14 protein-coding genes and 1 tRNA gene are annotated in these 24,646 nt (G+C 58.8%); 8 read left to right on the top strand and 7 right to left on the bottom strand.

The features are described 5' to 3' along the window. Window positions 1-88: 88 nt before the first annotated feature. Window positions 89-1,813, bottom strand: a complete 1,725-nt coding sequence (locus tag H0921_RS07295; protein WP_194537385.1) for a GspE/PulE family protein — start codon at window positions 1,811-1,813, stop codon at window positions 89-91. A gap of 544 nt (window positions 1,814-2,357) precedes the next feature. On the opposite strand from H0921_RS07295, the gene H0921_RS07290 reads away from it, so the two are divergent. Next, the gene (locus tag H0921_RS07290) at window positions 2,358-3,788 is read left to right on the top strand and encodes an alkaline phosphatase D family protein (protein WP_228499158.1); all 1,431 of its coding nucleotides are present in this window, start codon (window positions 2,358-2,360) and stop codon (window positions 3,786-3,788) included. Window positions 3,789-3,922: 134 nt separating this feature from the next. Here the strand turns inward: H0921_RS07290 and H0921_RS07285 are convergent, their stop codons facing one another. Together H0921_RS07285 and H0921_RS07280 are read right to left on the bottom strand one after the other, a co-directional pair. After that, the gene (locus H0921_RS07285; protein ID WP_194537384.1) at window positions 3,923-5,497 is read right to left on the bottom strand and encodes a serine/threonine protein kinase; all 1,575 of its coding nucleotides are present in this window, start codon (window positions 5,495-5,497) and stop codon (window positions 3,923-3,925) included. Window positions 5,498-5,905: 408 nt separating this feature from the next. Continuing rightward, window positions 5,906-6,592 (bottom strand): DUF4058 family protein, encoded by a 687-nt coding sequence (locus H0921_RS07280; protein ID WP_194537383.1) that lies wholly within the window; start codon window positions 6,590-6,592, stop codon window positions 5,906-5,908. 403 nt (window positions 6,593-6,995) lie between these two features. On the opposite strand from H0921_RS07280, the gene H0921_RS07275 reads away from it, so the two are divergent. From H0921_RS07275 to H0921_RS07260, 4 genes are all read left to right on the top strand, one after another. After that, window positions 6,996-9,404: an alpha/beta hydrolase family protein gene (locus tag H0921_RS07275; RefSeq protein WP_194537382.1), complete on the top strand. Its 2,409-nt coding sequence runs from the start codon at window positions 6,996-6,998 to the stop codon at window positions 9,402-9,404. 187 nt (window positions 9,405-9,591) lie between these two features. Further along, window positions 9,592-9,678: transfer RNA gene (locus H0921_RS07270), tRNA-Leu, on the top strand. Window positions 9,679-9,938: 260 nt separating this feature from the next. Then, a complete protein-coding gene (locus H0921_RS07265; protein ID WP_194537381.1) occupies window positions 9,939-13,064 on the top strand; it encodes a PQQ-dependent sugar dehydrogenase in 3,126 nt (1,041 codons plus the stop codon). 52 nt (window positions 13,065-13,116) lie between these two features. Further along, on the top strand, window positions 13,117-13,878 hold the full coding sequence (locus H0921_RS07260; protein ID WP_228499156.1) for a class I SAM-dependent methyltransferase: 762 nt from the start codon (window positions 13,117-13,119) through the stop codon (window positions 13,876-13,878). A 78-nt stretch (window positions 13,879-13,956) separates the two neighbouring features. Here H0921_RS07260 and H0921_RS07255 read toward each other — a convergent pair whose 3' ends face one another. After that, the gene (locus tag H0921_RS07255) at window positions 13,957-14,904 is read right to left on the bottom strand and encodes a HEAT repeat domain-containing protein (RefSeq protein ID WP_194537380.1); all 948 of its coding nucleotides are present in this window, start codon (window positions 14,902-14,904) and stop codon (window positions 13,957-13,959) included. Between the two features lie 402 nt (window positions 14,905-15,306). Next, window positions 15,307-15,588, bottom strand: coding sequence for a carbon storage regulator CsrA (csrA, locus tag H0921_RS07250; RefSeq protein WP_194537379.1), 282 nt, complete (start codon window positions 15,586-15,588; stop codon window positions 15,307-15,309). 770 nt (window positions 15,589-16,358) lie between these two features. On the opposite strand from csrA, the gene H0921_RS18310 reads away from it, so the two are divergent. Next, window positions 16,359-18,254, top strand: coding sequence for an aspartate kinase (locus H0921_RS18310; RefSeq protein ID WP_194537378.1), 1,896 nt, complete (start codon window positions 16,359-16,361; stop codon window positions 18,252-18,254). Between the two features lie 174 nt (window positions 18,255-18,428). On the opposite strand, the gene H0921_RS07240 is transcribed toward H0921_RS18310, so the two are convergent. After that, a complete protein-coding gene (locus H0921_RS07240) occupies window positions 18,429-19,394 on the bottom strand; it encodes a lysophospholipid acyltransferase family protein (RefSeq protein WP_194537377.1) in 966 nt (321 codons plus the stop codon). A 665-nt stretch (window positions 19,395-20,059) separates the two neighbouring features. Between H0921_RS07240 and H0921_RS07235 the strand changes: the two genes are divergently transcribed. After that, a complete protein-coding gene (locus tag H0921_RS07235; protein WP_194537376.1) occupies window positions 20,060-20,263 on the top strand; it encodes a hypothetical protein in 204 nt (67 codons plus the stop codon). Window positions 20,264-20,374: 111 nt separating this feature from the next. On the opposite strand, the gene H0921_RS07230 is transcribed toward H0921_RS07235, so the two are convergent. Then, on the bottom strand, window positions 20,375-23,230 hold the full coding sequence (locus H0921_RS07230) for a serine/threonine-protein kinase (protein ID WP_194537375.1): 2,856 nt from the start codon (window positions 23,228-23,230) through the stop codon (window positions 20,375-20,377). Window positions 23,231-23,800: 570 nt separating this feature from the next. Between H0921_RS07230 and rph the strand changes: the two genes are divergently transcribed. Beyond that, the gene (gene rph, locus H0921_RS07225; protein ID WP_194537374.1) at window positions 23,801-24,529 is read left to right on the top strand and encodes a ribonuclease PH; all 729 of its coding nucleotides are present in this window, start codon (window positions 23,801-23,803) and stop codon (window positions 24,527-24,529) included. The last annotated feature ends 117 nt before the right edge of the window (window positions 24,530-24,646 follow it).

Genomic DNA, 24,646 nt, shown 5'->3' with positions numbered 1-24,646 from the left:
GATTTTCTATCCGCCCCCGAAATCCTTCGCTGTTCCGAAAGATTCCCATCTTCAGATTCCCATTTTCCCGTATAAGGGGGGTGTCTTGTTAGCGGGATTCCACCAACTGGAGTACCTCTGCATGGCAAATGCTGAGGACTTCATCCAAAGTGGTGATTCCCTTGAGGACCTTTTGCACCCCGTCGTCGAGCAGGGTCTTCATTCCGCCGGCGCGAGCTTTGCGGCGGATTTCCTGAGTGGGGGCCTGAGCAAAGGTCAGTTCGCGCAACAGGGAAGTCATCTTCATGAGTTCAAAAATACCGGTTCGGCCTCGGAATCCTGTTTGCCGGCAGTGATTGCATCCCCGACCTTTCATAAAGTTGGCCCTTTGGATCATGTCCTGCGTAATGGCCGCTGCCCGCAATTCGGAGGAGGTGGGGGTATAGGGTTCCTTGCATTTGACGCAGTTGACCCGAACTAAGCGCTGGGCCATCACGGCGATCAGGGAGCTGGCGATTAGGAAGGCCGGCACACCGATGTCCACCAATCGCGTAATGGCAGAGGGCGCATCGTTCGTGTGGAGTGTCGAAAAAACCAAGTGTCCAGTCAAGGATGCCTGCACAGCGATTTCTGCCGTTTCTTTGTCACGGATTTCGCCCACGAGGATAATGTTCGGTGCTTGGCGCAGCATCGCCCGGATAATCCGAGCGAAGTCTAGCCCAATGCTGTGTTTTACCTCCACCTGATTAACACCGGGAAGGTAGTATTCAACTGGATCTTCCGCAGTGATGATTTTGCGATCGGGACGGTTCAATTCGTTAAGAGCAGCGTATAGAGTTGTGGTTTTCCCTGAACCGGTCGGCCCTGTTACCAGGAAAATACCATTCGGCCTCTTAATAATCTGCTGGAATTTGATGTAGTCCTCCTCGCTAAAGCCGAGTTCGCGGATATTGATTTGGATGTTTCCGCGGTCCAAGATACGCATCACCGCCGATTGACCGTGGACGGTGGGGAGGATACTGACCCGCAAGTCGAAATGTCGACCGTTGACGGTCATTTTGATCCGTCCGTCCTGGGGACGCCGCTTTTCGGAAATGTCGATGTTGCCCATGATTTTGAGGCGGGACAGAAGCGGGGCCAGCAACCGGCGTGGTGCCGCATCCCGTTCCACCAGCACCCCATCGATGCGGTAGCGGATGCGGACGCGGTCGGCAAACGGTTCGATGTGAATGTCCGAAGCCCGCAGATTGATGGCTTCCTGGATCAGGAGATTGCAAAGGCGGACCACGGGGGCGTCGGAATCTTCAGCGGCTGCCAAACTGCTGACCGATTCGGTTTGGGTGAACTCGATTGCCGTGTCCGTGAATTCCACCAGCATCGAGTCCACTGATTCCGTCTCGGTTTGCCCGTAACAGCGGTTGATGGCCTCGGTGATCTGCTCGGGGACTGCCAAGACGGGGACAATGTCCTTATTCAGGATGAATTGCAGCTTCTGGATCGTGTCGTAGTTGGTCGGGTCCGCGGTGACGATTTTCAAGCTATTCCCCTCAAGTGCTAAGGGAATCACGACGTTTTCGCGGGCGATGGATTCTGGGACCAATTCGATCACCGCCTTGGGAATCTCCGTTTGGGTCAGGTCCACGAATTGCAGGCCGTGGTGTTCGGCGATGGCCTCCATCACCTCGTTGGCCGTGGCGTAATTCAATTTGATCAGCGCATCCTGGAGTTTGAGGCCTTGAGCTGTGGCAGTGTTTTCCGCCTCAGCGAGTTGTTCGGGGCTGATGACCTTCTTGCGAAGCAAAACATCGGCGAAATCACCGCGCGATTTGGCCATGATAATGTCACTCCTCGCCGTTGGGTAGTAGAGGGGGGAACAACCAGTCACCGGCGTGTGCCAGCTCATTGGGCTTGGAACGCCCACTCTGTTCCCGGCCGGGAAAGTATCTCACGCCCTTGATTTCCCGTGGGAATGGGTGTCATCTTATCCGATTTTTGGAATGCTTACCTTTCCCGGCAGTCACACGACCGGACATTATTTAGCATGACGCTTGGCCAGCCTTCCTTCAAGAGCGCCGGAGATTTTTTGCTGCGTGAGCTTTTCCGCAAGTATCATTCCCCACTATGAGCCTAGTTGGCAAGTGAAAAAACGGCGAAGTTCAGTATTCCCGCTGGCAAGAGGAGAACAGAAAACTACACTGCACCTGCGGATCGGTAGGGAAAGCGATGTTTCAGGAAAGGATAGGCATGAGGTTCAAGGGAAGAATAGGCAAGATCAGAGGGGTGACGTCTGTTTAGATAATGACATCTGCTGAACTCCGCGGAGACAAAAACGAGAATTGAACGAACGGTTCCACCTGCCATAAGGAGGAGTGCTGGCGATGTTTTGTCACGCTTGGCCGATGGGGAAGAGATGGCTTGTGGTGTTGGGGATTTTGGCGGGTTGGGTGCTTCCCTTGGGAGCAGCGGCCCCAGAGTCGCCGTCGATCAGCCGCATCGCCTTCGGGTCCTGTTCGGATCAGGACAAGCCTGTGCCCATTTTCGAGACCATCGCGGCAGCCCGGCCGGAATTGATGCTGTTTCTCGGCGACACGATGTATGCCGACCTGGACCGCAAGGTCGAGGTGACTCCCCAGGTGATTCGGGATAAGTACGCTCAGCTCGCGCGTGTGCCGGCGTTTCAGAAACTCAAGGCGGCTTGTCCTCGGATGCTGGGAACCTGGGATGATCACGACTATGGGATCAACGATGCCGGGGCGGACTGGAAGCATAAAGCCGAGGCCCAACAGGCCCTGCTGGATTTTTATGGAGTGCCCGCGGCTGACCCGCGGCGGCAGCGCCAGGGAGTCTATCACGCTCAGGTGTTTGGACCTCCGGGACAGCGCCTCCAAGTCATTTTGCTCGATACGCGCTATCATCGCAGTCCTCTGAAGAAAGGGGTGTTTGATCCCCGGCTGCGTCTGGTTCCCTATCTGCCCAATACCGACCCCGACGCGACCATGCTGGGGAGCGAACAGTGGCGTTGGCTGGAAGAGCAATTGAAACAACCGGCGGAACTGCGGCTGCTAGTATCGAGTATTCAAGTGCTGGCCGACGAGCATCCCTTTGAGAAGTGGGCCAATTTCCCGCGGGAACGCGAGCGGTTGTACGAACTATTGCGACGGACGGGAGCCGAAGGCGTTTTGATCCTCAGCGGCGACCGGCATCATGGAGAAATTAGTCTGGATACTCAGGTTCTGCACTATCCGCTCTACGACATCACGGCGAGCGGTTTCAATCAAGCGTCGAAGAGCTGGCGGGCGCCGGAGCGCAACAGCAAACGAGTGGCGGCGGTGCCGTATGGGGATCATTTCGGTTGGATCGCGGTGGATTGGAAACAGCCTGACCCGCAGATATTGGTGCAGTTGCGTGACGTAGAGGGGGATGCCCTTGCGGGTGTGAAACTGCGCCTGAGTTTGCTTCGTCGCAAAGGGTCGGGAACGTCTTCGCCGTCGTTACCTGCCGGTGTACTGTCACCGGAGCAAGCCAGCCGCCGCATCGGGGAGCGGGTCACTGTGCAATTCGTGGTCCGTTCTGTCGGCGGTAAGACCAATCTCTATCTCAACTCAACGACTGATTTCCGCGCTCTCGACAACTTCGCGGTGGTTCTAACACCCTCCGCCCAGATGGGTCCCTGGTCCAAAGCGTCTGCGGAGACATTCCTGAATAAGACAATCCGGGCGACCGGGACGGTGCGGTTGAACCGGAACAGTCCCCAGCTCGAGGTGACCGAAGCGCGGGACTTGCAACTTCTGGAGCCTGCGAAGCAGTGACAGCATTCCAACTGTGGCTCGCATACGTGGCTCTCATACGAGATACCCCGCAATGCTAGCTGCCATCTGCATGAGCGTATCCCCGGCGTGGCGTGGATGGAGCGAGCAAGCAGTGCCGTCGGCGCAGAGCGGCCTCAGCGGGTGAAGATGAAGTAGCCGATGAAAGCGGCGAGGAGGGCCACAGTCAGCAGCAGCAAAGCCATTCCGAGCGTTGTTTGCCACTGTGTTGTTTGCCCCTGGCGGTGCGGGGGCGAGGGGTGATTGGGACGTAAGGTTTTTTTCGCGGCGGACTTTGCTGGTACGGGTAGGCGGGATTCTTCAGGCGGTGTGGCGGTGGCGGGAGTCACCGCGATCGTTTCGGCATGGGGGTCGACCAGAGGTTCCGGACGCAAGCGTCCGCTGGTTGGCCCGCCGCTGGCTACTTGAGGCAGTCTTCCGGAGGGGGAAACGAGTTTGCCGGAAGGCGACCCGCGGAAGGTGCTGGAGCGAGCCAGACTCGGCGAAGGCGTTCCGCCCAGGTTGACCGCTTCAGGATCAGAGTCTGCGCGCAGAGCCGGGGGAGGAAGGACGCCGGAACCGCTACTGCTGCGGCCAATGACTCCCGAACGCCGGGCATCCTCCAGGGGGGCCGGATTGACCACCAGATCCCGGAACTCTGTCACGTTGACCAGAGGAGTAAATGGCCCGCTCTTCTGGCGGCTGACGAAAATCTTCGCGGGGTCGCCCAGCAAGCGATCCTGCAAGGCCCGGCGAATGCCATCAGTGGTCCCTTTGACCGTGTGCGTGGTTCCCTGCTCGTCCTTGTACACCATGTACCACATGTCAGTACCGGCACTGGATGCGAGTTTTCCAGACAAGCCCGCCCGACTGGTGGAAGCGGCCCGGCTCTGGCCGGTCAGGTCTTCGAGGAACTCCCGGCAACTCGCGGGGCGGCGCTCCGGTTCGGCACTCATGGCCCGGCGGATCGCCCAGTCCACCCGTTCGGAGAGCTTGGGATTCAATTCGCGGGGGCTGGGGAACTCATTGCGGATTTTCCGCATCCAGCAGTCCAGCGGGTTGGTGTTCTCGAAGGGGACGACACCGGTGACCATGGCGTAAAGCGTGGCTCCGAGCGAGTAGATGTCGCTGCGAACGTCCACGTTTTTCGCATTGCGGAACTGCTCCGGCGCCATGTAGTGCGGAGTGCCCAAGCCACGCCCCGTGCGCGTCAGATTCAGGTCAGCTTCTATATCCTTGACCAGACCCAAGTCGGTTAGCTTCGCCTGTCCTTCGCGGGTGATCAGAATGTTGTCCGGTTTGACGTCCCGATGGACCAATCCTTGTTTGTGGGCTCGTTGCAGTCCCTCGCATACTTGGGCAATGAGGCGGATAGCTTCCTGTTCCTCGAAGGCGCCGCGGCGTTGCAGGCGCTGCCCTACCGACTCGCCATCCACATATTCCATCACGATATAGGGGTGCGGTTGGGCGTGATATTCCAGCGCTTTGACCACGTTGGGGTGGTCGATCAGGCGAGCGGCGTCGAATTCCTGTTTGAAACGCTGGAGCAGAACGGGATTGCGAGCCGTATCCTTGGCAATCACCTTGATGGCGACAATGGCGCCTGTGCGACTATGACGTGCTTTGTACACGGCTCCCATGCCGCCTTCAGCAATCTTGGTGAGGATTTCATAATCCCCCAGCGTGGTGAGCTGGGACATATCCTGAGTCATGGGCGTTGGCTCCGGCTGGTCCGCCGGGGTGGGCTACACAAAGCGATTCCTAGGTTACTCCAGGTTCCCCCCAGGGAGGAGTCGCTCCCGTAGTTTGAGCATATCATCGATTCAGAACAATTTCACGTCTGTTTCTCTATAGTGCATTGATTCTGCGAATGTTCCCCCCTCTCAAAAAGATTTCCCTGTTAGACGGCCAAATCTCCCGCGAGTTTCTCTTGGGAGCATATCTTTTTCAGAATTCCCGCAGCGGCTGCATCCACCCCAGGGCGGATTGTCCGTGCTTCGTAGGGTCGCTCGCTGGCGGACGGCGCATTGTTGGGGCTATCGGGCCAGGTCTCCGTTTGCTGAGGCCCTGATCCTGGCCGGTTTCTGCCTTCCGGTTAGGGCTGCGGAGCTGGCGTACAGTTAGCGCACATTCTGCTGTCGCAACCAATCGTTGATCCAGCGGCGTTTTTCATCGCTCAAAGGCACATCCGGGTGAGGAGGGCGGGAGTAATCGATCGCATTCCGGAAGGTCTGATCATAGGCGCGGCTGAAAGCGGTTTGCAAATCGAGCAAGGTATCGCGGTCATCCGGAGCTAAGGGGAGTTTGAATTTGGGGAGGCGTTTTTGCAACGTGGTGGTGTAGATTTCGTAGCGTTCGGGGCTGCCGGAGCGCGTGACCGAGACGGCATAATCGAAGTCCGGCAAGCCGTCGCGGGGATAACTGAGGGTGGGTTTGCCTTGCAGTACCAGGCAGATTTCCACCGTGGCTGCCCCTTCCGCGATCGCTTGCTGCCGCTGTTTCAAGTAGATTTGGCGTCCCTCGGCGGTGGTGCGATTGGCAGGACTGACGACCTCCACCAGGGTGATCAGCCGCTGACTGCTTCGCTGGCGGATCTCCAGGTATTCCTCCTGATGGTTCTCGCGGATTACGGAAGTGAACAGGGGAATCTCCGCCGTGTATTGCCGGCAGGCAATTCGTGCTCGGTAGCGGTCGGACAAATTGGGCAGAAGCATCTGAAAGAGAGCTGCCACAAGTTGGTGTTGGAACTCTGGCCAAAGTTTGGGGTCTTCCAGGTAGGGATCCATGCCGGGAAACGGGCTAGGCATGATGCGCACTCCACAGACCAACCCCAGGCCGCCGCTCGGAGCCGATCGATCCGACTTCCCGCCGGTGTCAGTGGCAGAGATCCAACTCCGGAACTGATCAGGCAGCCCGGTTCCATGCAGCAACCTTGGGATTGTCGCTTCATTTTACCACCTCCTTCTGTAGCATGGAAGGGAACGCCGAGGAATAACTCCGACCCTGACAACTTTCGCGTGGGCAGGCCGTTGGTGCGCCGCTTGCGGGGGTGGAAACCCACCGCCAGACCGGTGGTGTACGAGCGAGGGGTGCAGAAGACTGAAATAAATCGAGGTATTCCGAAGCACGTACTCGGCGGGGCCTCTTATCCCCACGCGCCTGGTTTGGCTCGGTGTTCACTCTTGTGGCATACCCAGGGAGAAGTCAGGTATGTGGTATCACCGCTACTGGCTGGTCGGCTGCGTCTGGTTTGGGGTATGGTGCAGCGTCACCATCTCTGGAGAGCGACGAGAAGAAGTCCAAGAGGCGTTACGGCAGCTCACGGCTGACGTTTACCCGGAAAAGTCCGCTGAGGGGCAAGCATTGCGGCAGGGGTGGCCACGCCGGCTAGCCGAGCAATTACAGCAAGCCAATCGTCGCAGTTCCGAAGAATGGCAGCGCCTCCAAAGCCGGGAGGAATGGGAAGCCTTTCGCCTCCAAAAACTGCAACGTCTGCGGCAAGGGCTAAACATTCCCGAAGCGCCGCCTAAGCCGCGCCGCACTGTGGTAACCGGAACGATCGCTGGCGAGGGTTATCGCATCGAAAAGTTGGTATACGAGAGTCGGCCGGGGCTTTGGGTCAGTGCCAACCTTTATCTGCCGCAGCAGCGTCGAGGCCGGCCTGCTGGTTTGATTTTGGTTCACAGCCACCATACGCCGAAATGGCACGGCGAATTGCAAGACATGGGGATTGTGTGGGCCAAGGCAGGAGCGGCGGTGCTGGTGCCGGATTTGCTCGGTCACGGCGAACGGCGTATTCATCCGTTCGTGGACGAAAAGAGTTTCCCCGGCCCATTTCGACCCGGCCGCCAGGACTATTATTTCCGCTACAATCTGGCACTGCAGTTGTACCTACTGGGCGAAACGCTCATGGGTTGGATGGTGCATGATTTGCGTTGCGGCGTGAGCGTGCTTTTGGACCATGCGGGAGTGGATGAGAAGCGGATTGGGATACTCGGCAGCGTGGCCGGTGGGGGTGATGTAGCCGCCGTAACTGCCGCCGTGGATGAGCGGATCAAGGCAGCGGTCATCTTCAACTTCGGCGGGCCAGAACCGGAAGACCCGTATCCGTTGCCGGAAGATGCGGAGGCGAGTTTCCCTTATGCGGGCAGCGGCTCATGGGAATCCACGCGGAACCTAATCCGCTCGGCCGGGGATGGATTTTTGCCCTGGGTGATTGTCGGTTCGATAGCGCCACGGGGATTATGTTATGCCCACGAGTTTAGCTGGGATCGCCAGCGTGACCCGGTCTGGAAACGACTGCAACGCATCTGGAATTGGTACGGTGCGGAAAAACAGTTGCGTTCCGCACAGGGCAAGGGGCGGCTCACTGGCAAACCTCCGGAAAGTACCCACTGCACCCATATTGGCGCTGTGCATCGGCAAGCAGGAGTCTATCAAGCATTGGAGGCCTGGTTTGGTTTGAAACCTCCTGAAGCTGAAAATACGCAGCGCTACTCAGCGGCCGAGCTGACCTGCTGGACGCCTCAAGCTCGGCAGACCTTGCAACCGCAACCGTGGGAAGAGTGGCTTCCACGCTATGCCGCACTTCAAGAGCCGCGACAGCCCTCCGATAAGCCCCTCCCGAACGCTGAAGTGCTCTGGCAAAGATGGTGCCAGCAACACAAGCAGCCAGTCTCGGCGGTGCCAACGAGCCAGGTCGTTCGCCAACAGCCATGGCCGGGCGGCGTTGCCCACTGGGTCTTGCTGCGCAATCTTGACGGCATGCCGATCCCCGTCTTGTTCCTGTCTCCACCGCAGGCTGACTGGCAGGGTCATGTCGTGCTGGTGGTCTGTTCACAAGGGAAGGCTTCTTTCCTGAAAGAGAAAGCTGCCGGGGTCGCTCGCTTGTTGCAGCGCGGAATCGCCGTCTGCCTGGTGGATGTTCGCGACACTGGCGAAACGGCCACCAGCCGAACACCGGGACGAACTTCCGCCAGCACCAGCCATGCGGCTACAGCCCTTATGCTCGGAATGGCCGTGGAGGAGTTTCGCTTATTCGACTTGCTCGCGGTTTACCATTGGCTACGTCGAGCGGTGGGCGCAGACTTGAGGCTCAACCGCAAGGTCGAACGCTTGGCTCTTTGGGGCGAGAACCTGGCGCCATGCCAGCCTGCCGACATGTTGGTCGCCGTTCCTTGGGATGCGCCGCAACTGCCCCCCTTCGCAGACCCCAGTGGTCCGCGGCTAGCGCTGATGCTCAGCGGCGTTTGCTCGGATGTCGAAGCGGTGTACGCTCCAGGAGACCTGGCCACCTATCGTTCCGTCTTGGAATCACCCTTTGTTTATCTGCCGCTCGCCGCTATCCGTCCGGGTCTTTTGAGAAGGGAATCTGAAGGAACCGACCGAGACACCCCAGCTTTGGCGCTGCTCAGTCGAGCGCGAGCCTTGCGTCTCGAAGCCTTGGTCAACAGCCGAAACCAGGCACACAGTCAAAAGGAGTTGGACAGCCTCTTGTCTCCGCTAGCAAAACAGCGCCCGGCATCGAAGCCCGATTTCCCTGCCCGGTTTGTAGTGCAGTCCGACCGTAGTTCAGCGGAAGTGATCGCGGATTGGTTGGTACGGTGCCTGACTCCGTAGGGGCATTACCCTGCAACTCCTGAAAGAGGGGTACCCTGTAACTTCTGAGTCGTCCAGAGAAGCCCAGGTTGGCCAAGGAAACCAACATCCAAAATACACAACCTGTATCAGGTATGGAGGAGTGCCCCTTATTTGTCGGGAGAGGACCGCGGTTCATAAATTACTGGTAGGTTCTCGCAACGTAGTAGCGAGGGTGGCGGAACTGGCAGACGCACTGGACTTAGGATCCAGTGGCCCCAAAACGGCCGTGGGGGTTCGAGTCCCCCCCCTCGCACTGAGCCTTCATTCGATCGGAAAACGGGAAGAGTGCTGTTACAACCAGCCTCGCATCAACTACTATAGAGCAGTGCTACCTACCAGAGCAGTGCCACCTGCTCGGATCGCGCCCTCTGCTCTGGCAGTGCCATCCCAGAGATCGCGGGTTCCGTGTGGTCTGCTGAGGAGTCTGGAACTCCCCCTTGAGGGAACAGCCGCCTCACGGCCTGGCATCTGTTCCACTTTTGACAAACCGAGGCAAGGCAAGGGAAATCCAGCATGACAGCGACGGAAAGCCCCAGAAGTGTGTGTTCCCCCGGAATAGGTCCAAGGGGTTGGCGATGGGTCATCCTCGTGATAGCTGGGGTTGTGGCGATGGGCCTGAGCGTTCCTGCCCTCCCCACCGGACCGAGGAACCCTCACCCTACCGTATTCGGTCAGTCATTGGCTTGGGGATCGCACCAGGTTGAGCAGGAATCGTCCGGAACAGAATCTCCCAAGGAATCGACGATTGTCCCCCGCAAAGGTCCTGGATGGACCACTTCCCGGATCAAAGGCTCGCCGGACCCGCCGCCGCCGTATCGTCCCGTTCGCATCGGCCGCCAGTTGCAGTTTCGTAAGCCCCTGCTGATTGCTCGGACACCGCTGGCCGAGAAACGCCTGTATGTTGGCGAGGAAGGGGGAGCCATCTATGCTGTAACCTGGCCAGCAGAAGGCAACGGAGAACCGCGCAAAGACCTGGTGCTGGACCTGCGGTCGGCTTGGGCCAAGGGACAATTACGGCCGGACGAGCGTGCCGCCGGTATCGGCCTGCTCTACGGTCTGGCGTTTCATCCGCACTTCGCTCGCAACCGCCTCTGTTTCGTCTGCTACACCCTGGTGCCGAAGAAACCTGAAGGGGAACGCTTCCCCGATGGCACCCGTGTCAGCCGTTTCCGCATGCTGGATACTGATCCGCCCCGCATCGATCCGTCCAGCGAGGAAGTTATTTTGACCTTTGTCGGCGGCGGTCACAATGGCGGGGATTTGCATTTTGGTCCCGATGGCATGCTTTACATCTCCACGGGTGATGCTGCCGGTCCGAATCCCCCTGACCCGCTCAACACGGGCCAAGACTGTTCCGATCTCCTCTCGTCGATTCTGCGCATCGATGTGGATCGCCGCCAAGAAGGACGCCCTTATGCCATTCCCCCGGACAACCCCTTTGTAGGTCAAGCCGGTATCCGCGGCGAGATTTGGGCCTACGGTTTCCGCAATCCCTGGCGGATGAGCTTCGATCGCCAAACGGGGGAGCTGTGGGTCGGGGATGTGGGCTGGGAATTGTGGGAGATGGTCCACAAAGTGGAGAAAGGGGGGAACTACGGCTGGAGCATCGTCGAGGGCCGGCAGCCGATCAAACCGGATCAGAAAGTCGGTCCGACTCCTATTCGCCCGCCGCTCATTGAGCTGCCCCATACGATCGCAGCGAGTGTGACGGGAGGCTATGTCTATCGCGGCCAGAAGTTTCCGGAGTTGGAAGGGGCTTATATTTTCGGCGATTGGGAGACGCGGCGTATTTGGGCCGCTCGCATAGCGGACGGCCGGGTCCGTGACATGCCGGAGTTGGTCAAGCCCTCCGTGCGGGTGGTGGCCTTTGGCGAGGATGCCGCCGGGGAGTTGTATTTTCTCGACTACGACACCGGTTACTTATACACCCTGGAACGCAATACTGCTCCGGCCGCCAACGAGCAGTTTCCTACCACTCTAAGTGCTACGGGGCTATTCGAGAATGTGCGGGAATATCGCCTCGCCCCTGGTGTCTTTTCCTTTGCTCCCAATGCCCGGCAATGGCTCGATGGAGCGGAAGCCGAATGGCATATCGCCTTACCCGGCCTGACCTTCGTCACGCAATTCGAGCAGCCGCGGCCTCTCCCCGGCCAGGTCTATTGGCATAATTTCCACTTGCAGTTTCCCCCCGATGCCGTACTGGTCAAAACCCTCTCGATCCGAACTGACCAAGGACGTAAGCGGATCGAGACGCAAATCCTCCATCACGATGGGGAAGACTGGCGCGGTTACAGCTACTGGTGGCGCGATGACCAGAGTGATGCGGACTTGGTCCCCGCGGAGGGACTGGAACGGATATTCGCTGTTTCGGATGCCCAAGTGCTGGGCGGCCGGCGCCACTGGCTTTGGCAAGTACCGAGCCGTGCCCAATGCCTGGCCTGCCATAATGTCTGGGCGGAGTTCACTCTGGCGTTCAACCTGGCTCAGCTCAACGGACCGGGCTGCACAAAGGCGAACGCTTCAGGGAACCAACTGCTGGCCTTCCAGCGGCTGGGTTTGATCCGACGGGTCGATGCCCAAAATCGCCCCTTGCCGCCCCTTGAGGAGCAGGCCGCCAGTCGGCTGCCCGCATTGGTCAATCCTTACGACGCCCGACAGTCCCTGGAGCGGCGGGCCCGCAGCTATCTGCACGTCAATTGTGCGCACTGCCATCGCTTTGGCGGCGGGGGCGGCCAGGTGGTCCTGGAACTGGAGCTGTCCAAGCCGCTGTCCCAAACGGGGATTTACAACGAACGTCCGCGGCAAGGAGATTTTGGACTCGCCAATGCCCGCTTGCTGGCGCCCGGCGAACCAGGCCGCAGCGTGCTACTTTATCGGGTAGCCAAGTTCGGCCGGGGCCGCATGCCGCACTGGGGTTCGGAATGGCCCGATCGTGCTGCCATAGAATTGCTCAGCGACTGGATTTGCAGCCTTGGCCAGCATCCCCCCTTGACTCCCGACCGCGACTGGAACGACTTGGACCGCAAACTCCGCCACTTCCCCGCTGTCCTGCGACTGCTCCGAGGGCCGCATACCCCAGAGGAATGGCAACGGCTCCTCACCTCTGCCCAACGCTTGGAACCCGGACCAATGCGCGATCTGTTCGAGGGATACTTTCCCCCCGACCCGCAAGGCCGCAAGCTAGGGCCAAACCCCAAACCCCAGGCTATCCTGACGCTTCCAGGCGATCCCCAAAGGGGACAAGTGCTCTTCCGCAGCAGCGAACTGAAATGCCTCAATTGTCACAAACACAGCGGCCAAGGGAATGATTTGGGGCCGGAATTGACCCACATCGGCCGCCAGCGCACCCGTACCGAACTACTCACAAGCCTGCTGGAACCCTCGCGGGAGATCGACCCCCGTTATGCGGTATACCTGGTGCGTACCGAAGACGAGCGGCAACTGACTGGTTTGCTCGTGCAACGGAGCTCGCAAGTCCTCGTCCTGCGCGATGCGGACAACAAGGAACATCGCTTCCGGAGCCAGGAGGTGGTCTCTGTCACGCCGTCGCGTCTTTCCCTGATGCCTGACGGTCTGCTGGCCAACCTCACTCCGCAGCAGGCTGCCGATCTGCTCGAATTCCTTGTCCAATCCCGCTAACCTAAGCCCCAGTAGATACCAGGGTCTTCACACCTTCGTGGAGGAAGTACAAATGCCGGGATTCTATCGCCTGCTGGGAGCAGCCGCGCTAGCTAGTGTCATGTTGGGCCTGACGCTGGTGGGTGCTGTCCCCCTGCGTGTTTCCCTGTATGCCCAGGAGAAAAGCGTCAAACCGGGGATCAACGACGCTTTCAAGAACCCGGACATCAACAAATATCTGAAAACCTTTGAAGGTGAAAGCCGGGAGATTTACCAGCAGCGGCAGAAAATTGTCGGTGTGTGTGGACTCCGGGCCGGGATGATTGTGGCCGACATCGGGGCCGGTACAGGCTTGTTCACTCGCCTTTTTGCCCAAGAGGTCGGACCGGAGGGGAAGGTGTACGCGGTGGATATTTCCGAGAAATTCCTCGCTTACATAGAACGGACGTGCCGTGAGGCGGGGCTACGCAATGTCATCACTGTACAGGGAAGCGACGTTTCTCCAAATCTGCCATCGAACAGTGTCGATTTGGTCTTCATCTGCGACACCTACCACCACTTCGAGTATCCGTTCCGGATGATGACGGCCATCCATAAGGCCCTCAAGCCGCAGGGCAGAGTGGTTCTGATCGACTTCCACCGCATACCCGGTAAAAGCTCCGAGTGGGTGCTGGGCCATGTGCGGGCAGGACAGGAAGTTTTCGAGAAAGAGATTCTTTCCTGTGGCTTCCGGAGACTGCGGGAAGAGAAGGAACTTGGCTTGAAGGAGAACTACTGCCTCATTTTCGAGAAGGTCTCCTCTGACCAGCAGGAATCGCCGAAATCGGGCAAGTGAGAACCGCAGGTCGGAAGCGAAGCGTTCGTCCCCGGAGGGTGGTTTTTGCGACCCCTCCGTGCCCAGCCCCTGGAGGCGTTAGCGGAGCCAGCGGACGGCTTGAACGACTTTGTCAGCAGCTTCCTCCCACCAAGCCGGCTCTGGAGCGAGTGTCACACCGGCTTGCAGAACCTCTTGCCAGCTTTGAGGATCAGGAGGCAAATCCCGCCCGGTCAGCCGGACCAGCCCTTCATGGGTGCGATGGAGAAGAGCGGTATCGGTGGAATGCGTATTGTTTTTGAGCACTTGGAACAACGCCTCGACCGCTTCGGGTTGTCGGCAGCGGGATAAGGCCCGGATGGCGGCCAAGCGCACATCGCGCTCATCTGCTCCCGGGACAGCGTTGTCTGGATAGGCCCCTGCGACAGCAGCGAGGAATCGGACAGCCTCCACACTTTGAGTCTGTCCCAGAGCTTCCAGCGCCCGACAGCGGATCGCATTGCTCCATTCTGGGGGAAAGCCACGGGGGCCGCTGAGGGCCAACAGCGGATCATGTCCCACACGGGTCGGCAAGCGCCCCGCGCTGGTCCCAGTGTTTACTGCAGAGTTGTGAGGGGATGCGGTCGTCGGAGGGAGATAGCCTTCCGGATAGCCATCCGCCTGGTGGTAAGCTGTGATGAGCACGCCCACCGTGCGGGGGTCAGGGAGCCGGCCCAGAGCCTGAATCGCCGAGAGGCGTACCCAGGGGCTAGCTTCCCGCGTGGCGTCGTGTTGCAGCATGTGCCATAACTGCACCTGTTGCTCCGGAGCACACTGGTGGAACCGTTCCGCACTCAGGCGCTGCCAAGCAGACGCGCGCTCATCCCCGCTTCGGGGTGGATCCGCTAAAAGCACCGCCACAGAGTCTTCCGGTTGGATCAGATGCCGTAAGGTGGCGAAGGGAGCGTCCCGAAAGCGCTGGCTGGTTAGGGCGTCCCAAGTATGGGCACAACCGGCGCTCAGTAGGGGCCAAATACCGCCAATCCCCAGGATCGTCCAGCGTGGCACCGTCCCCCTCCCCGGTCATTCCTCGACCTGCGCCTCGGTGCTTCCAATCCGCGACCAGGCTAAGCTCCCTTCAGGGCGTTTGGGAAATAGCCTGGACCTTTTGCGAGATAGCGTGGGGCTTGCAGGATCGCAAGCCGAATTGCTCCGCCGCTGGGTATTGGGTGTAACCAGATTTTCTGGGGGTGGGGGCTGAACCCGCGAGGTGTTTCCCCAGACTAGCAGAGCTGCCCGGCAGAGAACCCCCAGAGAATCTAGTTACACCCTGGGTATTGGCGGGGGTAGGGGTTATCAGGAAACTGAGCCGGTACAGAACAGGATCGCTTCGATATCAGAAAAAGAAGAGAGGGCGACAATACTCACCCGAAGTGCGAGCATTGCCTGCTATTATGGAAAGTGGTTCTGTCAGCGGGGCTTCCGGGGGACTGACGAAAAAACTTCCGTCTTGCTGAGCTGGGAGGTGTTCGGACCATTCCCATCTTCTGTCGCTTCCGAAGCAACCGCCGCCAACACATCCGCGGATTGTTCCTGCACGATCCGGGCGTGGATTTCCTCCCGATCTACTCGGACTTGAGGCGGAGCTTCGATCCCTAGCTTTACCCGCCCGGGTCCTAAGCTCACCACAGTGATTTTGATGTCATTGCCGATTACAATCGACTCGCCTTGACGACGGGTGAGCACGAGCATGGATGCGTCCCTCCTGGAGCTGCCAGCGTTGCTCAGAGAGTGATGAATTACCTCTTTGAGGATGCAACGCCGTACTTCCTACACTACTATACGTTTCTCTCCCATTCCCATTTCCAGAAAATCGAAATTTTTTTTCAAGTTTTTCTGGAGGAGGGTCGATAACAACTGATTCCTGTTGCCGCAAATACGGTGCCAAACCAGCACCAAATCGTCTATATCACCCAAATTATGCCAAAGCTCCTTACCCTTACTTGCTGTCCACAGTCAGCTCAGCCCTAGGAAGCCGCCATTTTCAGCCGTGCTGTTTCACATATTTCTCGGCATACTTTGTGGGGGCTTACTCATAAAAGGGGGCGGTATAAGGGATTGGAGAGAGGTCAAGGTGATTTTGCCCTGTACGAAAATCGGTCAGACGCTTCAGAGGATGGCCATTTTTCGGCCACCGACAAAGTTTGAGAAGAACTCCTTGGACTTGGATTACGGGAAAGTGACTCATCCTGATAAGGAAGGGGAGGAGTGGAAGTGTGTGTCACCAACGGGAGGAATAGACCCCCTGGCAATCGGGGGAGAGGTTCCTTAGAAATGACGGCGTTGGCAGGTCGTGCCTTGGCATCGGTCACGAGACAGCCCCAATAGGTCCAAGGGGAGCGTACCATTCCGCAAGTTCCCAAGGCTCGGCGGGGTATGTCAAGGTGAGTGAGCGAGGGCGAGGGACGATGCTGGCCCAACTGAGGTTCTCGCCCGGTTGAAGGGCAAGCGGGGAGGGGAACGTGCGACTAATTGTCCAGAAGTTTGGCGGTTCAAGTCTGCGGGATGCGGAGTCGGTCCTGGCGGCGGCGCGCAAGGCGATCCGGGCCAAACATGCCGGTTATCAGGTTATTATGGTCGTGTCGGCTCAAGGCACAACAACGGATGATCTGATCGCTAAGGCCGCCGAGATAACGGCAACGCCCTCGCCGCGTGAGATGGATGTTTTGTTGGCTACCGGCGAGCAGGTCTCCATTGCCTTGACGGCGATGGCGATCCAGGAGTTGGGAGAACAGGCGATCAGTTTTACGGGGCCGCAGGTGGGCATCCTCACCGACCGGAATCACCGCAAGGCTCGGATTCGTTCGATCGACATCCGACGGTTGCGTGCGGCGCTGGATGCGGGGCAGATCGTGGTCTTGGCTGGCTTCCAGGGGATGACGGATGAAGGAGACATTACCACCTTGGGCCGGGGTGGGAGCGACACCACAGCGGTGGCCGTAGCTGCGGCGATGAAATTGGCCGGCTATGACGTGACCTGCGAAATCTACACCGATGTGGATGGGGTGTACACCAGCGATCCGCGTCTGGTTCCCGATGCCCGCAAGATGGATGCGATCAGCTACGACGAGATGCTGGAGATGGCGAGCATGGGGGCAGGTGTGATGCATTCCCGCTCCATCGAGTTTGCCAAGAAATACGATGTGCCGCTTATGGTGCGCAACGCCCGTTCCGATGCCCTGGGCACCTGGATTTTGCCCGAAGCTCCCTGGATGAGCGAGTTCCCGGTCTGTGGTGCAGCGCTAGCCGCCGATGAATCCCGCTTGGTCCTCGAAGGGGTGCCGGATCGGCCGGGCGTATCCCACCGCATCTTCTCCGCCCTGGCCGATGCCAACATTGCCGTGGACATGATCGCCCAGAGTGTGGGGCGCGGGGGACGAGCGACTATCGGCTTTACCGTGCTCAACAGTGAGTTGGATCGGACTCGAAAAATCCTGATGCCGATTGTTGCCGAGATGGGGGCCACCTTGCTGGAAAGCGGGCGGGTCAGCAAGGTTTCCGTGGTCGGGGCGGGAATGCGGACGCTCGCCGGTGTTGCCGAACGTATGTTCTCGGCCTTGGCCCAAGCGGGGATCAATATCCAGATGATTACCACGGGGGACATCAAAATCAGCGTTTTGGTTGAGGAAAATACTACCGCGGAAGAGTGGGCAACGGAGACGCCCTCGGAACCGACGAAGAAGGCCCATTTGGAGGCGCGCAAGGCCGTGGTGGGCCGGCGGGCCTTACGCACAGTGCATGATGCTTTCGGCCTGGCCTTGCCCCGCAAGGGAGCGGGGGTGCCCGCGGAACCGGCGGATAACGGCTTTCGCCCGCGTCCCCAACCAATGGTGGTGCACTCGGAAGCAGATCATGAAGCCGCCATCGCCCGGCTGGCCGGCATGGAGGATGTCCTGGTCAGCGGCGTCTACCTCAACACCGAGCAGTGCCGCTTGACCATCCACGACTTGCCCGACCGGCCCGGCAATTGTGCTCGTGTGTTCACGGCGGTGGCTCAGGCCGGCATTTTGGTGGATATGATCGTGCAGAATATCGTAGCCCCTGGCCGCGCTGAGCTTTCGTTTACGGTCACCCGCAGAGATTACCAGCAAGCCTTGCATTGCACAGAAGAGGTGCTTCGCAGTATCGACCCGTCCTGCCGCGTGGTGGGGGATGCGGACATCGCCGTCTTGTACGTCACCGGCGTAGGTATGCGGACTCATACCGGTGTGGCTCGGACCATGTTCGGTGCTTTGGCCGCCCGACAGATCAACATCCATATGATCAACACCAGCGAAGTCTGCGTCGCCGTGGTGGTCGATCAGGAGCGGGGAGCTGAAGCCCTCGAATGCCTCCGCGAAGCCTTCCGCCTCGCGTGATAAGCTCCAGTGTTTATCCCTCGCATGAAAGACTTTTCCCGAAGCCACGGGAGAGTCTCGGCAAGTTCTTGAGGAAAAAACCGGAGTCGTCGTAGGCATCCAGTCTCCCACGCTTCCAGGCTCTTAGACCGGTCTGGTCTATGAGGAGTGCTGGGCACAAAGCGGTGTGTTCTCTCATGCTGCCTGGCGTACTGCAGACGACCGGGGCTGATGTTTCCAGCGGCGATGCACCCAGAAATACTGCTGGGGGTGGCGGCGGATGAGCCTTTCCAAAGCGGCGGTGTAACGCTCCGTAATTCGGACGACGGCGTTGGGTAAACCGGCATAGTCCCGCGGTTCGATGACCTCCTCGATTTCCACGGCGTAACAAATCTCTTCACTTCCCGGCGGAGGAGGGGCGAATCGGCGACTGCTCCGGGGAATGCGCGGCATGCCAAGGACCACGATGAGGGCATCAAACTCCAACGCCATGAGCGCCACGGCCTTATGGGTGCTGGCCGCACGGCCGAAAAACGGCACAAACACTCCACGAGGACCGGCATCTTGATCCGCCAGGGTAGCTACCTTGCCGCCAGAGGCCAGGACCGCAGTCAAACGCTCAAAGTCATCCTTTTTGGCGATCAGCGTCTGGCCCGACGACTGCCGCAGCCGCCGCACCAAACGATCCAAATAGGGATTGTCCAGCACGCGAGCAATGGCGTAGGTCTGAAACCCTAAAAGAGCTGGCACGTAACCCCCGACTTCCCAATTCCCGAAGTGGCCTGTGACGAGCAGGACGGGCCGTGCATCGAGAAGCACTTCAGGCAATTGGCTTGCCTGACGGATGTCTAGATAAGCTCGCCAGGTGTGCAAATGCAGCTTCCGCGATAGGAACAAACCTTCCACCACGGCCCGGACGAAATGGCGATACATCCCCAAGACCACCCTCTGCTGGCGGGCCGGAGACCAATCGGGAAACGCTGCGGCGACGTTAGCTTGGGCGATCCTCCGGCGGGAGGGGACGGTGTGATATAGCAGCCAGGCGATCCCCTCCGCTGCTGCCAAGGCCAGCCACACGGGTAGGGCTTGGACCAGGCACACAACCAAGCGCAATATCACATAGACTGCCCAATCGATGCTCCGACGTCGCCGGCGGGCCACCTCTTCCTCCTCATCCTCAAGTCCGGCCTTCCCCACTCCAAGCTCCGCGCTTTCCCCTCTCCCAACGCCGAGAGAGTTCGTTTCTTCCTTGCCGAATGGGTGTCAGTATCTGCAAGGCAGCTTCGGAGCAGGGTCAATCCCTTTCCACACCCCTTCCCCGGTCGTCTTCCCAGGTCGCCATCCTAACTTCCTCCGGTAAGCATTCTCAATCCCAAATCGAACTCAAGGCCCAATCCGGGCCGCGGGATGCGATGGTTACCCAGTCCTAACCGCGGGACGCGATAGTCGCCTCCTCCGTGTTTCCAGGACTCAATCGATTATGGAATACTGTACTGAATAACATTTATGGTAATATGATCACATAAATCATCAGGCGAAATACTCGGAATATACCATAAAAGTTTGCCATTGCAAAAACTTGGAGGATTGCTTCTGATACCGTCTCCCATTTCGGATTTGGTAGTCTCATTTCACGCAAAATCTGAAAAATGTTCGCTTTATATCGAATTTTTCGATGATAAAGATTGACCTGGGCAGAAAAAATTTCCAAAGCAGAAAGTTTTTTCTGGACAAGTAAAGATTTTTGGTGAAAATAGAGGTCGGTTCAGGCGGTCTGAACCAGTCTGAATTTTTCGGTTACCCCCTCAACCGAAAAGGAGTAGCGCATGAACGTCCGCTTCTGTCCCGTCCTGACCGTGTTGGAGTCACGGGAAAACCCGAATGATTGGGGACCACCTCTGCCTTTCCCCATTCCTCCGGAGCTGCCGAGTCCACTTCTGCCCAATGGCGAACCTCTGGATCAGCATCCGGAAATCCCGCTTGATCAGCCGGATGATCCTTGGGAGCCTCTGGATCCCATTGGTCCGTGAGTCAGGCGAGTGGGCCTTTTACCTGTGAAGTGGAATAATTTTCAGTAAATAATCTCGTGAGTGATGCGCTCGACTCGACCCCAAGTAAATCTTGGGACAAAGATTGGGGTGCTAATTGATTTTTCTCTTACCAAAGAGGGACTTGGCCGAAGAGATGAGTTTCTGATAGCGGGGGTAGTTGCGCAGCGGCAAAAATAGCTTGTTATTTTCGACCAGATCGACACGCCGAAAGCCAGCTTGGAAGGCTTTTTCCAGCAAGTCGATGGCAATTTCTCCGTCTTCAGGATGCTTCTGGGTGAGTAAGGCATAGACACTCGATAATCGAAACAGCACCACAACATCTTGCGACAAGCTGAGAGCCTTCTGGGCTGAGTGGTGGGCTTCCTCTCGCTGTCCTAACTGGGCGAGAACCACCGCATGGGACACCCAGCCCATGACATAATCCGGGCGCATGGCAACCAGGCGGCGAGAGACTTCTACAGCTTGGTGCCATTGTCCCAAGTTGCCGAGCACATTGATTTGATTGAACAATGCGGGTAGAGATTGTGGATCAAGACGCTCAGCGGCTTGGAATTCGTCCAAAGCGACTGCGGGCCGTGTCTGCATGAGTTCCAGGCCGCGGGCCACGTGATCTCCGGCGGTTTGCGGCTTGAGCGTGAAAGCTTTCTCCAGGTCTTCGTGTGCCCCCTGGTGATTGCCCCGAGCTTTGCGGATCCAGGCTCGATAGATGTGGGCCTGAATGTCCGGTCCGCCTAAGCGGAGGGCGTGATCGAGGTCTTCCTCGGCTTCCTCGTATTTACGGAGCCGCCAACGGGTCATGCCGCGCGCTCGATAGTAGAGTGGCTCCTTCGGCGTCATGTAGATGGCTTGGGTGTATTGCAACTCGGCGACGGAAGGGTGCAGATTTTGGGAGTGGATTGTTCCGCGGAAGAAAACGGGCCGGGAATCGTGCGGCAAGAGGACAGCCGCGATGTCGTAGCGGTCGAGGGCATTGTCGTATTGGCCAAGCTGTTGGCGGCAGAAGGCGATCCAAAAATGAACCAGGCCGTCGCTTGGTCGCTGGGCCACCAGCGGTTCGAGGCGGCCGAGGGCTTGGGTAAAGCGCCCGGCCAAGATGTCGCGAGCTGCTTCGAGATAATGATCGCGGAAGCTGGCCGGCGGGGCTTGCGGCGGCAGGGTCGCGGTGTCCGCTCCGAGAATTTCCGCCATCTCCCGCGCCTGCTGGATGAGCAGCGGAGGAATCACATCGGTGGGATAGAGTCGTTGAGCGAGGCGGTTGAGTTCAAGCAGTTCGGCGGCTGCTTGGCGTTGAGCATCCGGCGGACGCCAGCGATCTTCCTCCCAGCGGCTCTGGACTACGAGCAGGAGCAGGTCGGCTAGCGAGGCGGACAATTCACGCTGCTCTTCGGGAGGCAGGCGCTGGAATTCGGGACGCTCCCGCCACTCCGGATCATAGGGCAGGCCGTATTCTTGAAGAATGTCGAAGGCGTGGAGACGGCCTTGCTCCTGCCAGGTGTATTCGCCCTGGACCAGAAGTTCGATGTGGGCCGACTGCATGCGGGGGATGAGGTCGTGATATTTGTTCCGCGCTGCGGCGATGGCCTGGGTTTCCAAGTAATGGTAGGTCAGGCCAGCGGTGAGGGCGGTCAGGAGTAGAGAAGCCGAGATCGTCAGGCGGCGCAAGAGTCGCGGGTTACGGCGGCGCCATTTCTGGAAGCGCTCGCGCCAGGAAGGTTCGGCAGCATAAAGGAGGGGCAGATCAGCCAAATGCCGGTCGATGTCGGCTTTCAGTTCCGCGGCGGATTGGTACCGATCGGCGGGTTCAGGTGCCAGGAGTTTGCGGATGATGGCTTCCACCGCTGGGGTGACGGCGGGATTGAGCTTGCGCAGGGATGGCAATTCACCCCGGCGGGCGGCGATGAGTTCGTCGAGGTCCACAAGACCGCGCGGACCGGGAGGGAAGGGCACTTCCCCGGTGAGCATCTCCCAGGCCATCACCCCCAAGGCATATAGGTCTGTGCGGGCATCGATCTGTCCCTGCCCTCGGCTGCGCATATCCTCCAATTGCTCAATGGCCATGTAGGCGATCGTACCGCCGATGAGTTCCCGATCCTGCTCGTGAGCATCGAAGGCGAGATTGAAGTCGAACAGCATCGGCTCGCCCGTTTCCGCCAGGAGCACATTCGCCGGTTTGATGTCAAGGTGCAGGATGCCGCGCTCGTGGGCGTGATGCAATCCCGCGGCCAGTTGACTGAGCAAGCGGAGCACGGCGAGAGGGTTGCCGATGAAGGACTCCTGCGGCTCGGTTGCGGCGGCAGAAGCGGACACGAAAGGAGGAGAAGTTTTCTCAGCGCGAGCAGGACGGGCCGAAGTGCGATGGCTCTCCCAACGCGTGGAGCGCCCGCGGCGCGTCAGGCTCCAGCGGCCGCTGCTCGAGGAAGATTCTGTGGACCGCTGCCAGCGGTATTGCCGCAGGACGTCGGCGATTGTCCTCCGGCCCAGGAAAGGCATGCAGATGATTTGCAGGGGCGGATCGTCGTGGACCGAGTACACGGGGACGACATTGGTGTGTTGCAAACGGGCCAGGCGTTCCGCCTCCCGCGTGGGGCGGCGAGAGATTTTCAAAACGACGAGCCGTCCCGCTAACGCTCTCTGCCGAGCCAGAAAGACCCGTGCGAATGCCCCTTGCCCCAGCTCTTCCACTAACTCGAAGCCGTAGAAGCTGTCTCCGGGGCGTAATTCCTGGGTGCTGTCCCCGCTGTTGTCCGCCGAGGCGGGATGCGAAGAGGGAACCTCCGAGGAGCGGTACCGCAAGGGGAGAGGCGTCATCTCCACACCGGCGGAAGCCTCGGCGTTGGCAATCAGCGGGATGTCCGAGAGCACCGCCGTGCGTGGAAGTTCTGCATCCGGTGGCAGACCCCGGGCATGATTGGGTAAAAACACCACCGAGGACGGGAGGTCATCCACCGCTCCAACCTCGAACACTGACTCTTAGCGGTCTACCTCCTCCTTGAGGAATCGCCAGAGGATTGGGAGGGAATCACACGTCGTATAGTATCCCCAGTGCTGTCGTCTTTACCGACGATTCCTTTCCCGGTTTGCTCCTATCCGTCGTACGGATTCCTCGCACACACAGCACGGGACAAACGTCGTAGTACATTTCTTCTTTACGCCAGGATACGAGGTCGTGCAAATCCCGCTGCAGAAAAAATCCCAAATAATGCTTTTTTCTTTCTTCTGGCTGCAAAATATTACGCTGTGGGTAAACTCTAGCGATCCTCGAAGACAGGAAAGGCAACGAAGAGGTGCAGGAGAAATCACCTGTTGAGTCATCCTATCGAGAGGCGACTCGTCGCTTCATCAGGGTCCTTGTCCTGGCGAATGAAGTTGAAATTGTGCAGGAAGGGAGGGGTCGAAGTGAGGGTGGATGTTTTCCTGAGCGGCTCTTTTCGTTAGGATGTCACCACGGCCAAGGGGAGGCGGAGCGGCAAGTGGAGAGCCAACCGGAAGGTACTGCCGAGTGGGGAGAAGGGGATCATGCGACCGGATGAGCGGAAGGCAAATCAACTCCGTCCCATAAGCTTCAAGCGGAAGTTCACGCGCAATGCCGCCGGCTCGGTCCTGGTGAAGATGGGCCGCACGACAGTCTTGTGCACTTGTTGTGTGGATAGCCGGGTACCGGAGTTTCTCGAAGGGCAAAACAAAGGGTGGCTGACCGCAGAATATGGCATGTTGCCTAGTTCCACGGCGACTCGTAAGCCGCGGGATAAGGGCAAGGTGGATGGCCGCACCGTGGAAATCCAGCGCTTGATCGGGCGGAGTTTGCGGGCAGTGGTGGACCTGGAGGCCCTCGGACCGCGAACCTTGTGGATCGATTGCGATGTGCTGGAAGCAGATGGGGGTACCCGGACAGCCTCCATCAACGGCGCTTTTGTGGCCGTGGTAGATGCCTTGCATGCTTTGCGTAAGGAGTTGCCGCATACCCTGGATCGCATCCTCAAAGACAGCGTGGCAGCAGTCAGCGTAGGCATCGTCGATGGCGAAGAACGCTTAGACCTGGATTACGAAGAGGACAGCGGTGCGGAAGTGGACTTTAACCTGGTCATGACAGGCAATGGACGGTTCGTCGAAGTGCAAGGCACAGGGGAGGAAGCCACCTTCACCCGCGAACAACTCGACAGACTGATTCAACTGGGCCAAGCGGGTATTCGTGCGATCACGGCAGAACAGAAAAAGGCCTTGGGTTCGCTTTGGCCATGGAAATAAACAGGCGGGAAAAGAACGAGTGGGGCCGTGGAGGGCGCGAGGTAGATTGGTACCCAGGCGCAGACGGCGCGTAATCGTCAATGGGGCTGTCTGACAGGTGATTGGCAGCCGGGCATG

This window comes from Thermogemmata fonticola (assembly GCF_013694095.1).
GTDB classification, from domain to species: domain Bacteria; phylum Planctomycetota; class Planctomycetia; order Gemmatales; family Gemmataceae; genus Thermogemmata; species Thermogemmata fonticola.
The sequence above is the reverse complement of the archived record's forward strand: the minus strand, read 5'-3'. Positions and strand labels throughout refer to the sequence as shown.